At 57.9% G+C, this 12,934-nt stretch carries 11 protein-coding genes; 7 read left to right on the top strand and 4 right to left on the bottom strand.

The genetic code is table 11. The features are described from left to right. Nucleotides 1–20: 20 nt before the first annotated feature. On the bottom strand, nt 21–935 hold the full coding sequence (locus DVJ77_RS18640; RefSeq protein WP_114847039.1) for a LysR substrate-binding domain-containing protein: 915 nt from the start codon (nt 933–935) through the stop codon (nt 21–23). Between the two features lie 988 nt (nt 936–1,923). On the opposite strand from DVJ77_RS18640, the gene DVJ77_RS18630 reads away from it, so the two are divergent. Both DVJ77_RS18630 and DVJ77_RS18625 read left to right on the top strand, forming a co-directional pair. Continuing rightward, complete coding sequence (locus DVJ77_RS18630) at nt 1,924–2,844, top strand: pirin family protein (RefSeq protein ID WP_225428083.1); 921 nt, start codon at nt 1,924–1,926, stop codon at nt 2,842–2,844. A 174-nt stretch (nt 2,845–3,018) separates the two neighbouring features. Beyond that, nucleotides 3,019–4,005: a phytanoyl-CoA dioxygenase family protein gene (locus tag DVJ77_RS18625; RefSeq protein ID WP_114847037.1), complete on the top strand. Its 987-nt coding sequence runs from the start codon at nt 3,019–3,021 to the stop codon at nt 4,003–4,005. A 215-nt stretch (nt 4,006–4,220) separates the two neighbouring features. Here the strand turns inward: DVJ77_RS18625 and DVJ77_RS18620 are convergent, their stop codons facing one another. Then, nucleotides 4,221–5,426: an SGNH/GDSL hydrolase family protein gene (locus tag DVJ77_RS18620; protein ID WP_162791571.1), complete on the bottom strand. Its 1,206-nt coding sequence runs from the start codon at nt 5,424–5,426 to the stop codon at nt 4,221–4,223. Nucleotides 5,427–5,958: 532 nt separating this feature from the next. On the opposite strand from DVJ77_RS18620, the gene DVJ77_RS18615 reads away from it, so the two are divergent. After that, on the top strand, nt 5,959–6,444 hold the full coding sequence (locus tag DVJ77_RS18615) for a hypothetical protein (RefSeq protein WP_114847035.1): 486 nt from the start codon (nt 5,959–5,961) through the stop codon (nt 6,442–6,444). A 144-nt stretch (nt 6,445–6,588) separates the two neighbouring features. On the opposite strand, the gene DVJ77_RS18610 is transcribed toward DVJ77_RS18615, so the two are convergent. Then, entirely contained in the window at nt 6,589–7,854 is a 1,266-nt protein-coding gene (locus tag DVJ77_RS18610; protein ID WP_114847034.1) for a patatin-like phospholipase family protein, read from the bottom strand. Nucleotides 7,855–8,044: 190 nt separating this feature from the next. Then, nucleotides 8,045–8,974, bottom strand: coding sequence for a LysR family transcriptional regulator (locus tag DVJ77_RS18605; RefSeq protein ID WP_114847033.1), 930 nt, complete (start codon nt 8,972–8,974; stop codon nt 8,045–8,047). Between the two features lie 108 nt (nt 8,975–9,082). Between DVJ77_RS18605 and DVJ77_RS18600 the strand changes: the two genes are divergently transcribed. From DVJ77_RS18600 to DVJ77_RS18585, 4 genes are all read left to right on the top strand, one after another. Then, on the top strand, nt 9,083–9,520 hold the full coding sequence (locus DVJ77_RS18600) for a DoxX family protein (RefSeq protein ID WP_114847032.1): 438 nt from the start codon (nt 9,083–9,085) through the stop codon (nt 9,518–9,520). A gap of 43 nt (nt 9,521–9,563) precedes the next feature. Then, nucleotides 9,564–10,175, top strand: a complete 612-nt coding sequence (locus DVJ77_RS18595; protein ID WP_114847031.1) for an NADPH-dependent F420 reductase — start codon at nt 9,564–9,566, stop codon at nt 10,173–10,175. 2 nt (nt 10,176–10,177) lie between these two features. After that, complete coding sequence (locus DVJ77_RS18590; protein ID WP_114847030.1) at nt 10,178–10,921, top strand: SDR family NAD(P)-dependent oxidoreductase; 744 nt, start codon at nt 10,178–10,180, stop codon at nt 10,919–10,921. Between the two features lie 228 nt (nt 10,922–11,149). Further along, nucleotides 11,150–12,934, top strand: a complete 1,785-nt coding sequence (locus DVJ77_RS18585) for a DUF1800 domain-containing protein (protein WP_162791570.1) — start codon at nt 11,150–11,152, stop codon at nt 12,932–12,934.

Below are 12,934 nucleotides of genomic sequence, written 5' to 3'. Positions count from 1 at the left end.
AACAATCGGCAGGCTTCACGCTATCGCCCGACCAGGCCTTCGAGCATCACGGGAACCCGCTCCGCTAGAAAATCAGCCCATGCCCTGACGGCCGGCATCAGCCCCTTTGTGGTGGGCAAGATCAGGCTGAGGGTTCGTCGGGAAACTTCCCAGCCGGGAAGTACGCGGATCAGGCTGCCCTGGGCCAGCTCATCGAGGCATGCGTGAAGCGGTAAGACGGCCACGCCTTGTCCAGCGATGGCGGCCGCCTTGAGCAGAAAGATATCGTCCGAACCAAGCCGGTGCTGAAGGTGCACCGTGGACTGCCGATGATTCGGGCCGTGCAGCGTCCAAGTCGCCAAGCCATTGCTCGTATCCATATGCAAACCGTCAAGGCCGTTGATGTCGCCAAGGCTGGCTGCCGACTTGCTTGCCAAGTAGGCGGGGCTGGCGACCAGCGCGATCTGCAGCGTAGCCAGGCGGCGCGCGACCAGCGACGAATCTGTGAGTTCGTTCTCGTGTGACCTCAATCCCATATCGAAACCCTCGGCGATCAGATCCACATAGCGGCTGCTCGCGACCACGTCGATGCTGATGCCGTGATGGCGATCCATGAATTCGACGAGCAACGGCGTTATCAGCGAACGAAGCATGCCCTGAGGGCATGTCATCCGAATGCGGCCGACAGGCTCACTCTTCCAACTGAGCAAGTCGGCTTCGGCGAATTTCGCCTGCTGTACCGCGCTACGTGCATAGTGATGGAGCTTCTCGCCCGCCTCGGTGAGTGCAAACCGCCTGGTTGTGCGATCGATCAATCGCAGGTCAAGTCGGCTTTCCAATGTCTTCAGTCGTCGGCTCAGCGTGCCTTTGGGAATGCCAATGGCATCGGCCGCCGCCGTGAAGCTGCCACGCTCGGCCAGCGTAGCGAAATAGTAAAGATCGTTGAGATCGAGCATTTCCAGTCCTACCGCACTCGTTTTCAACGCAGGATATCAATGATCGCCGCGAAGGCATCACGACGATCGCATCCTGCATGGATGCCCTCGTGCGGATTCTGCCATTAGTCAGTTGGCTGATGCTCAGTCGGGCCCTTCACCAGAAAGGTGTGCGGCCGCCATGATGGCGTCCATGGCCCACCACAAACACCCGGTCGGTCGGTGGAAGCGTGTCTTGCAGAAGTTCATCGCCTCAGTGAACGTTATCCTCGGTCGCCGAAATAGATGGACTCGAGAAAGGTGACGACTGACTCTGCCTGGCCTTGAGCAACGAGCTGTCGAGCCGAGAGATTGCCAAGTTCAGTGATCGGTACGTGTCGGTACCAGTGCATCGCCGCGAATGCATCCGGCTCGATCTTCCGAGCGAGCTCCCAAATCGTACCAATCGTTGCGGGTGGCGGAACGACGCAGTTCAGCGGTGGGTGTATTTTCATCACAACTGATCTTGCACCCAGGGCGGAATAGTCTATGGATCCATCCGCCAGCAGACTCCGGGGGGACGCGCATTCGCGATCAGTATCCGCCGGCTCGCAGTTCAAATCTTGATGGAATTCTTCAAGGAGCGGGATGAAATCGGCATAAATTCAATCGGGCTCTGCGAACATCAGAGGCGGGAAAAACTGCGCGCGGTACTGATCTAATATCCCTGATTGGGGCACGTGCGCGATCCGGTAACCTGGCGATATGGCGGAGTAAATTGTTTTCTTGCCTTTGGTCACCTACGCGCGTCTTCTGGCCGGAGGCGCATAGAGTCCTTCACATGAATAGTCGACGCTCATCGATTATGATCGGCCAATGCATGGGACCGTACTGACCATCGGGTCGCCGATGGCGGAGGCGATTCTGCTTCTACTAGGATCAGGAAGCCGTAAGGCAAAGTCAGCTCCCTTGGGCTCGCTACGTTCCTGCTCATACCTCCATCGAGGACACTGTTCTTGCAAGGAAACGCATGTCTAGTTCCATTTCGATGACCAGCGCTCTGCGTTTCTCGCGGCCAGTGATGCGCGAGCCGCATGCGGTCGGCCCGAATTGTCATATTCGCCAGTTCCGCCATACCGACTTCGGGGATGCGATGAGTCCGCTGGTGCTGGCCGATCACTTTGTGATGACGGGGCCGACGTTCGAGGTGCATCCGCATGCAGGCATGTCAGCGGTGACGGTGCTGTTCGAAAGCACTCATGGCTGGATGAGCAGCCACGACAGTGTCCATAACGATCACCGGATCGAACCCGGCGACTTGCACTGGACGCTGGCTGGCCGCGGCATCGTCCATACCCAGCAGCCGGAAGGTGCAAACGCACGGCTGGATGGCCTGCAGTTGTTCGTCAATCTGCCAAAGCAACTGAAGCGCATCGATCCGGCCACCATGCTGATTCGCGCGGATGACGTGCCGGTAATCGAAAGCCGTGGCGTGCGCCTGCGCGTGCTGGCAGGTTTGCTCGGCGGCAAAATCTCTCCATTGCCCACGCCCGAACCCATCCTCATTGTGGATGGGGAGCTGGATGCCGACGCGTACGCCAACCTTCCGCTACCGGCGGGATGGAATCTCTGGCTGTACGCAAGAGACGGCCATCTGAAAGTGCATGAACCCGGCGCACCGGAAAACGACGTTGAGCTGCCATCCGGCGCCGCCATGGCCATTTCGGCGGAAATCGAAGGCAGCGTGGAACTGCGCGCCTCGGCAAGCGAAGTAAAGCCGGCCATCCGGTTCGTTGCCATTGCAGGGCCCGCGATCAACGAACCCATCGTGCAGAAAGGCCCCTTCGTGATGAACAGTCACGAGGAAATCGAACAGATAATTGCTGACTACCAGGCTGGACGTTTCGGCACCGTCACGCCGTTTACTCTGCACCCCGGCCGCACTGAATAAAGCGTAAGAAAGGGAACCTACCTTCCCAGGGTGCCTGCCTCGGGTGATCTGATGTATATGACGGAGTACGGTAAAAGCCCTGGTAGGGTAGGGCGCCCGCGACGCGGATTGATGTAACTGGGCAGCGCCGAGATGCCCGAGTCTGGAAGATTTCTTTAGATAGTGAGGAGCACGATGGTCGAGACGGCGACAAGTCTTGGTATCGATGAATTGCATGCCTACTGGGCTCGCGCCTGCGCGCCAGGATCTGCTGCACCGCTACCGCAGGATGTCGTGAAGACGTTGCTGGCTGGCTTGCGTCTTAACGTGCTGGAAACCCTGCGCTATTTGTATCAGAAGCAGCCCAGTTACGCGCAATTCGAAGCCTGGGTACGGGAGTGCAATGGCGGCGAGCTGAAAGAAGTCTCGCTGAATCGCTTGCGGCGTGCACTGGCCGGCGAGGCTGTCGGCGCCGAAGTCGGTAATCTCGAGCATGTCGAAGGCCTGACCGCCGACGACCTTGCACACTGGCACGAGCATGGCTACGTCATCCTGCGCAACGCGATCAGCCCGGAAGCGGCGGAAATCTCAGAGATGGCCATCTACGATTTTTTAGGGATGGACCGTGACGACCCGGAGTCCTGGTATCGCGAATCGCTGAGCCATTCCATCTGGGTGCCGCTACTGCGGCATCCGGCACTGGTAGCCAATCGTCGGGCGCCACGTATTCATAAGGCCCATGCACAACTGTGGGGACGCGAGGATCTTTGGGTAACCATCGACCAAGGTGGATTCAATCCGCCGGAGCGCGAAAATTGGCCGTTTCCCGGACCGCATATGCACTGGGACGCCACACTCGCCGAACCGCACTGCTTTGAATTGCAGGGCATCCTGTACCTCGCCGACGTCGATGAGGACCAGGGGGCATTCAGTTGCGTGCCGGGCTTTCATCGCACGTTGCCGCAGTGGCTAAAAAGCATTCCCGCAGGCGTGAATGCGCTTAATCATGCGCGGCGCACCTTGACGATGAAGCCGGTGGCCGCAAAGCGCGGCGACATGATCATCTGGCATCACCTGTTGCCGCATGGCAGCAGTCCAAACCGTGCACAGCGACCACGAGTCGTGCAATACATGTCGCTACGGCCCACTCGCTATGCCTACACCGAGGAATGGAAGTCTTGATCGCGATGGCTTCGTCAGTGACGGCACTCCGGTTGACCTGTGCCGGAACCAGGCGGTGAATCGGATGCGAACAATAGCCTGATCCCAGTCGCGCCAGATCGATGCCGCCCAAGGGTACGCCCCATATCATTGGCGGCCACACCTAAGGCGAGCAGGGCGGTCGCCACCAAAACAGGCGCCGCCCTCCATCATCAACCGTTTGTTGCTTTCGAGTATCAGTCGTCGAGCGCGCCAAGATCGATGGAGTTCGCCATCGCCTGGTATCCAACGTCATTGGGATGCAAATGATCGCCACTGTCGTAAGTTGGCAATAAGGCGGTGGGATTGGACGGGTCTCGCACGACCTGGTCGAAATCGAGTACGCCATCGGCGCCGTTCGCCGAGCGCACGAAGGCGTTAACAGCCTCGCGCTTCATTTCACCTGCGGCGTCGTAATACGAGGCGCCGTTGTAAGGGGTTATGGTGGCCAGGTAAATCTTGATCCCGCTGGCTTTCGCCTGGGCGATGGTAGCCTGCATGGCCGCAATGATCTGATCGGCGGAAACGTTTTGCTGCGGAATAAGCTCGCCGATGCCGATGTCGTTGATGCCCAGCAGAATCAGAACGTGGGTCGCGCCCGAAACACCGGCAACGTCGTGGGCGAATCGCGTCACACCGGCAGGGCCGACGCCGTCGTAGATCCAGCGGTTGCCGGCGATGGCGGCATTGACCACACTCGCGCGGCCCAGGTCATCAGCAGCGGCCTGCACGCGATTGTCGAGGTCGTTGGGCCAGCGGCGGTTGGCACTGCTGGTCGAGCCGTATCCGTCGGTGATCGAGTCGCCGAACGCCACGACCACCTTGTACGGATGTGCCTCCTGCTCGGTGACGCTGTCAGATGCATCGGCGGTCGATGCATCGACCTCGCTGAGCCAGAAGTACACGGTCGTTGCCGTGGCATTGCCCATCACCGTGGCGCCCGCCTGGTTGCCCGGCGAGAGGTAATTGGTTTGCATACCTATCGTGTGTGTTGTCACGACGGGCGTGTTGAGCGGCACGTACAGGCTGATCGCCAGATCCGAGTGCGTCGGTACCTGCAGGTAGACCGGGTCGCTCCATCGTTCTTCGCCGGACGCGAGCGTTACGGTGCCTTTGCCGCCAAATCGGAGCGTGCGATCAGTGGCCGGATCGATGCCGCCGTTGCCCGTGCTGCGTGCAATCCGGGCTTCGGCGAATGTGACGGGGGTGGTTCCGAAGAGATTGGACAGCTTGACGCGGATCAGGCTGCCGCCATGCGATGTGTGGACAATCTGGCGAACGGACTGGTTCGAGATGGCGAGAGGCGGAACGGTGACGCCAGGGAAAATAATGTTGTAGTTCTGCGGCGCCGCATACCAGGTTGCGAACCACGGTGGTTGAACGCAGGCTGCTGACAAGAGCATAACCAGCGCCATGCCGGCGATGACTCTTCCAAGTAAATAAAAGGTACGAGTGCCTCTCTTGGATACGCGATTACTCATAACCATTTCTCCTCTATGGTGGCTTGCACGTGTATTGCTGAGGGTGGTTCGGCTTAGGGGCGTAGGCAGAATATAAAAATCCGCCCTGGGTGGGCGGACATGCGAAAACGTTCTTGAGTACTTGTGGAGAGCGGGCGTTCCATCGCCTGTCCGGTGGTGATTGCGTTACGAAAGGCCGGCATTACGCATTAGCGCGCTATCAGGATTTTATTCCTGTGATAGCCATCACCTTTTTGCCACACAGATTCGTCGCACGGAAGTCCCATATCGAGGCCGCTGGTCTCCCACCCGAGGTAGGGTAGTCGCCGCTGCTTCGAGTTGTTCTGGGTCAGACATGCCAATTAAATGTAATGGCTAAGCCTGGCTATCACTATCGTATTTACGAGATGATAGCTCCGACTCGTAGTTGTCCGTGTTGCCTAGGTGTTTCTAAATATTGAGATGGGATAGCCACATGTTAGTTGTTGAAGATGCAGTGAAATTATTTGGCCTATCACCGCAAGATCCATCAGTCGATGCCTATTTGACTATGCTAGGTATAGACGAGCGGCCAAGGTTTAAAGAAGACCCTGAAGAATGGTTAAGCGAAGTCGAGGGAGGTTATATCTTGAAGTTTCGCGCAAAGCACGGATACGAAAGGCTGTATGGAGAAACAAATGCGGTAGGGGATATGGTATTTAGTGGTATTCGCTTGCATGGCCCGCAGAACATTAACGGTTTTAAGGCATATGTTGGCAAGTTGCCTTTTGGTGTGCATTTTGAGCAAGGCCCGGATTTCCTCAGGGAAATCTTAGGACGGCCCAGTTTTGAAGATGACACTGGTGCGCGAGATCGAGTGTTGCTATGGAATAATATTGAAGAATTACATATTGGCGTGGTGCTTACTGCTGATGAAAGTAAATTTTGCTATATTGATATAAGTAAAGCTAAAATAAAGTGATTGTATATAGTATTACCGCTGTAATATTGAGTTTCATAACGCACTTATACATTTAATGATTTTTCATCAAGCGTTATTTCTTTTTCACATCACGATAGCGCACGTCATTCCTCGCCGTGACAGCCTGAATGTTGATACGAGGAACTATCTTGGTCGCTGTGTAGTGTCATCGGAGTCCGATGGCGTGGCGTCCGAACCTGGGCAAGACGCGGCAGCATGACGGTCGCCCATGACGTCGACCTGATCCCTCCGAATGCCTTGTACGGGCGTTACCCACAACAGTCCGCGAGCGGCGCAGTCGGCGCCGTAATCGAAGAGTCGCTGCAAGCTCTTCGGACGGAAATCGGCAAAGCTGTGATCTGGATAGTCTGCGGGTATCACGGCAATGCGCAGACGCATGTGATGCTCTCTGGCCACGCTATCGATAAAGGCAATGGTTTCCTTTGTTTTGTACATCAGTTGCGCAGAGAAGCTTCGACCGAGAAGCTCCAGGGTCTGCAGCGACGTTTTATGAGGCGGGCTTGCGAGTTGGCTGTTGACGATCACATAAACGTTCGATCCGTTCAGTTGATCGAGACTCGTCGATACGACATCGGCGACCAGCGGAGTGATGAACAGGGGCGTAGTCACGCTTCCATCCACATGCAGTTCGTCGTAGGGGTGAACCCCATCGCTGACATGGATAATGACGGGCGGGAACATGCCTGGCACGCTCGCAGATGCGATGAGCACATCCCGGAATAGCAATCTTGCCGTAGAGCCGCCATGTGCTGCGATGACGCCCATATCCCAGAGCACCGTTTCGCGCTTGTCGAGGTCGGTCGTGGCGATGATTAACCTTCGCCCCTTCAAGGTTTCGGCCGCCACGGCAGCGACCATCTCTGGTGTGACGAAGTGATCCACGAGTTCGTAAAGCCGCCCGTGGCTGTCCATGCCGGAAGGAAAGACAAGCCGAGCCAGGAAGCTCGACGTCGCTGAATGTATCAAGTAACTCCGCTCACCTCCGAATGCATCCTGTAATGCCGGGTCCCACGAGGAGCCCAGGAACGCAAACGGCGCGATCAAGGCTCCGGCACTCACCCCGGTAACGAGCTGAAAGTCCGGCCGATCGTTCCCTCGCGTCATGCCGGCAAGGGCGCCAGCACCATACGCGCCCCCTGATCCGCCGCCGGACAACGCGAGAATGTTGACCGCGCCGCCGTGTGCGGCTCGACGCAATCCCTCAATCAGAGGCGGCGAACTCGTGGAGAAGCGATACCGATCAGTCGTGACAATGCGTACGTTGGCATCGAAGCCGACAGGCAAAGCGCTTGAGATGAGTGTAGGGGGAGGTGGCTTACGGCTTTGAATGACGCAACCGGCCAGGGAAATCAGGCATGCCAGGACAAGAAGTGACTTGCCGATATGCATAGAGCGTTCCTTAGATTTGCGATGCTACGTTCTGTAGCACTCACCTGGTTTGCACATGTCTGTCAGGGAGAATAGACGATCAGTGTCGCCCATTCGTTCTGAGTGCGCCTTTGAATTCAATTCGGTTGTCGGGCTCGTCCATGATAGATCCAGGCAGATGTGACGCAGTTACGCCCGCACTTGCAGCCGCCTAACCCCGGTGATGCCGGACTGTCATCCAACGATCCCAAGGGGGATCACCGGCGAACTCCTGTTGCAGGAACTCCGTGAACGTGTGGACCTTCGCGGATACGAATCGGCGAGTCGGGTAGATGATCATGGCGTCGGTATGCGGTGGTCGCCATTTCGGCAGCAGCGGCACCAGGTCGCCGCGCGCAAGATCGTCGCCGACTATAAAGGTAGGCAGCAGAATGATCCCTTGTGCTGCAAGCGCGGCACTGCGGAGCAGATCCCCACTGTCGGCACGAAAGTCTCCGCGAACGCGAACGGTAACGACACCGTCCGCGCCCTCGAGCGGCCAGCGTCCCTCAAACCCTCCGCTCGGCAGCGTCAGGCAGTTGTGTTCCGACAGGTCCTGCGGTGTGCGTGGGGTGCCGTGGCGCTTGAGATAGTCGGGTGCCGCGCAAACCACCAGCCGCACCACGGTCAGAGGACGCGCTACATAGGTGGGCGGAATGTCCAGCGATAGGCGCAGGGCAAGATCGAACCCTTCCTCGATCAGGTCGACGCGACGATCCGTGGCATGTACTTCGAGTTCCACCTCGGGGTACTTCATGCGGTAGCGGGGAAACAGTTCGGCCAGGTGGCGAACCCCAAACGTGAGCGGCACGCTGATACGCAGCCGCCCTCGCGGTGTTGTCGTGGCCGAACCGACCTCGGCCTCCGCTTCTTGCAGGTCGTTGAGCAGTTGCGTCGCGCGTTCGATAAAGCGGTGGCCGGCATCCGTCAGATGAAGCCGTCGCGTCGTTCGCTGCAGCAGGCGTGTGCCGAGATGCTCTTCGAGCTCGGCGATCAGCCGTGATACCGAGCTTGTCGACAGGCCGAGTTTCTCGGCGCCGCGCACGAAGCTGCCGGCCTCGACCACTTTCGAGAATGCCTGCATCGAGAGGAATCGGTCCATTAGATTGTCCTGTTTATAGGGATAAATATTGCCACGAAAGACTATTTATCCACCAATTCGGGATTCTTAGTATATCCACACCGTTTCACCCAACCACTGGAGATCGCCATGAACGCTGCAACTTTTGTTTCCAAGAAAACCAACGCGGACACCACGTCTTCCAACATCACGCTCCGCGATACCGCTGAACTCGGCGGCCGCATCCTTCTCTCATCGTTATTCGTGCTGTCTGGCCTGAGCAAGCTCGGCGCGTACGCCGCGACCATGGCCTATATGTCCGCCATGGGTGTTCCCAGCGTTTTGCTTCCGGTGGTGATTGCCACCGAACTTTTCGGCGGCCTGGCCATCGCCTTCGGCTGGAAGACACGTGTAGCGGCATTCTTGCTCGCTGGTTTTTCACTGGTGACTGCGCTCGCGTTCCATGCCAACTTGGCCGACCAGATCCAGATGATTATGTTCATGAAGAATGTGTCGATCGCCGGCGCCTTCCTGCTGCTGACGGTCAATGGCGCAGGCCGAATCAGCCTCGACGGCAAGTCGCGCTGATCCCTCACAGCCATCCCTTCGATAGTCCATCAGGAGATATCTCATGAGCTACGCCATCATCGGATCGGGCGCCATTGGCGGCGCCCTCGCCAAACAGTTTGCCCGCAGCAAGATCAAGGCTGCCATTAGCAACCGTCGCGGACCGGCTTCACTGGAAGGTGCACTGCAAGCCTTCGCTCCTGTCGTAAGCGCGGCAAAAACCACCGACGCGCTGGATGCGGACGTCATCATCCTCGCCGTCCCGTTCGGGGCGGTGGAGGAGGTCGCCAAGTTGCGCAGTGACTGGTCCGGCAAGATCGTGGTCGATGCCACTAACGCGATCGAGTTTCCCGCCTTCAAGCCGCTTGACCTTGGCGGTCGTCCTTCCAGTCAGGTTGTGGCGGCGCAGTTCAAGGGCGCCAAGGTGGTCAAGGCGTTCAATACGTTGCCTGCGGTGGTGCTCGGAGATGAGCCGCGCCGCAGCGAAGGCCATCGCACGATCTTCGTTTCAGGCGACCACGCCGATGCCAACGAGAAGGTCACATCGCTCGCGACCTTGCTTGGCTTCAGTCCCATTACCTTGGGTCGCCTTGGGGAAGGCGGTTTGCTGCAACAGTTCGGTGGCGCGCTGACGATGCACAGCCTGATCCATTCGAATCCCGTCAGTGGGCATTGATGATGAACACTTCAACAGGAACCCACGAAGGACGGACCGCGCTGGTGACCGGCGCGGGGCAAGGCATCGGTCAAGCGATCGCCATGGCATTGGCAAAACGCGGGGCGCGGGTGATCGCGACTGATCTCGCGGCCCCAGATGCAACCGTCAGCAAGATTGGTTCGAACGCATTCGCGTTGCAGCTTGATGTGACGCGGGAAGAGGATTGGCGTTCGGTACTTCTTCAAAGCCGAGAGATCGGCGACGTCGATATCGTCGTAAACAACGCAGGTTATTTCCCCCACCGGCTGATTGACGAACTGGACCTGCCGACGTGGCGAAAGACGATGGCCACGAACCTGGATTCGCACTTCCTGAGCGTGAAGTATTTCTTACCGGCGATGAGAGAGAAGAAGTGGGGCCGCTTTATCGGTATCTCATCGAACATGGTGGGTCTGGCCATACCCGGCATGAGTCACTACATCGCTTCGAAAATGGCGATTGTTGGATTCATGCGCGGGTTGGCTAACGATGTCGCCGGCGATGGCGTCACTGCGAACGCGTTATTGCCCGGCCTGATTAATACGCTGGCGACCGCATCGCAATCGGACGAGCAAAAGCGCTCGACCTGGGAACAGCAAGCGATCAAGCGATTGGGCGAACCCGAAGACATCACCGGCGCGGTTCTGTTTCTGACGAGCGACGATGCGGCCTTCATCACCGGGCAGGCGCTTGTCGTTGATGGCGGTCAGTATCGCGTCGGTTAATCGTGAAGCAACACGATTGTAATGTGCGCTCAAGTGCAGCCTGCTCCCCCTGCAACACTTACCCGAAGCGCCTCGGATCCATACGAGTCGTAATGCGCCTCAACATTTCATAAACGAGTGGCGCATCACAACGACAATATCGGCCTTCCATAATCCTTGCGCCCTCAAGCAATGCCGCTCATCGCAATGACGAACGATGAACCTTGGTGTGAAGTGGGAGGGATACGCATGAAGGCTTTTACCTCGAACTGGCTCTGCACCTCGGTGCTTGCGTTAGTTCTGTGGCCAACACTCTGCCTGGCTCAGATAGCGGGCCCATACAGTGATGCCGAAGCGGCGCGCTTTCTCGCTCAAGCGACGTATGGCCCCACCGCGACGGACATCGTCCACTTGCGGCAAGTGGGTTATCAGGCGTGGTTGAACGAGCAGCTCACCGCGCCGGTGTCGACGCAAAAACCTTATCTCGACTGGGTAGCAGGCTTGCCGAACGTGCCGGACGGCAATAACACAGTCAACGACGATACAAGAATGGAAGCGTGGTGGATCAATGCATTAGGCACGCCCGATCCCAGTCGCGCCAAGCGTGTGGCGACCGATCAATTACGGCAGCGCGTCGCCTTTGCGCTTTCCGAGATCTTCGTCGTCTCCAATGCAAATGGCACGCTCGCCAACGAACCCTATGCTCTGGCGAGCTGGCACGACATGCTCGCCGCCGATGCGTTCGGTAATTACCGCAGCCTGCTTGAAGACGTGACCAAGCACCCGGCGATGGCCACGTATCTCAGCATGCTCGCCAATCAGAAGGCTGATCCGACGCAGAACATTCATCCCGACGAGAACTATGCGCGCGAGGTCATGCAGCTATTTTCGGTCGGGCTGGTGCAGCTCAATCCCGATGGCACCCCCAAGCTGGATGCCAGCAACCAACCGATTCCCACCTACGACCAGACCGCCGTGCGCGGCATGGCGGCGGTGTTCACGGGCTGGAACTGGAACAACACAAGTTGTGCCACAGGCTCATGGACATGTTGCGCTGTGGACACCTATACGAATTGCGGCCCGAGCGACACAAACGATCCCGCATGGTGGAGCCCGCTGCAGCCCGTTGCCGACTTTCACGACAGCACCTCGGACAAGCAGTTGCTCAATTACCCAGGCGTGGCATTGAGCAATGGCATACTTGTACATGGCGGTAATGCACAAGCCGAGATGACCGCCGCGCTGGACAATATTTTCAATCACCCCAATGTCGGTCCGTTTATCGCGCGACGCCTGATTCAACGCCTGGTGACGAGTAACCCGACGCCAGGCTATGTCCACCACATTGCACAGGTCTTCGCCGACGACGGAAGCAGTGCGCATGTGCGCGGCAATCTGCAAGCGGTGGTGCAGGCGATCCTGCTCGATCCGGAGGCAGTGATAGGTGCATCTTATGTGCCCAATCCGGATGCTTACGGCAAGTTGCGCGAACCCTTGCTCAAGCTTACGCATCTATGGAGAGCGATGGCGGCCGTGTCGCAAAACGGCCGGGTGGATACGCCTTATCCAGAATGGGAAAGCGACTACGGCCAGGCGCCGCTGCGCTCGCCCAGCGTCTTCAATTTCTTCAAGCCGGATTTCCAGCAACCGGGGGAGCTTCGCCAGCGCGGGCTGTTCGGTCCGGAATTCCAGATCCACACGGCGACGACAGCGGTAAGCATACCCAACGATATCTTTCATCGCATTTTCTGCGACTACGCCACCAGCACGCGCTGCTATTCGTCGAATGGTCCGAACACCATGTCGATCAATGCGGATCGTGATGCGGCACTCGCGCTCAATAACCCCGCTGGACTGGTCGATCTCTACAACTTGCTGTTCATGTCGGGCCAGATGTCATCTTTTATGCACAACACTTTGCTGACGCGACTCAATGCACTGGCCGACAACTCCGCAGGCGATCTCGGTCGCCAGCGTGTGCAGCACGCGCTCTACCTGATCATCAATTCACCCGAATATTCAGTGCAGAAATGA

Source organism: Dyella tabacisoli (assembly GCF_003350925.1).
In the GTDB taxonomy this organism is placed as follows: domain Bacteria; phylum Pseudomonadota; class Gammaproteobacteria; order Xanthomonadales; family Rhodanobacteraceae; genus Dyella_C; species Dyella_C tabacisoli.
Note: the sequence above shows the minus strand (reverse complement) of the source record. Positions and strands in the feature narration are given on the sequence as shown.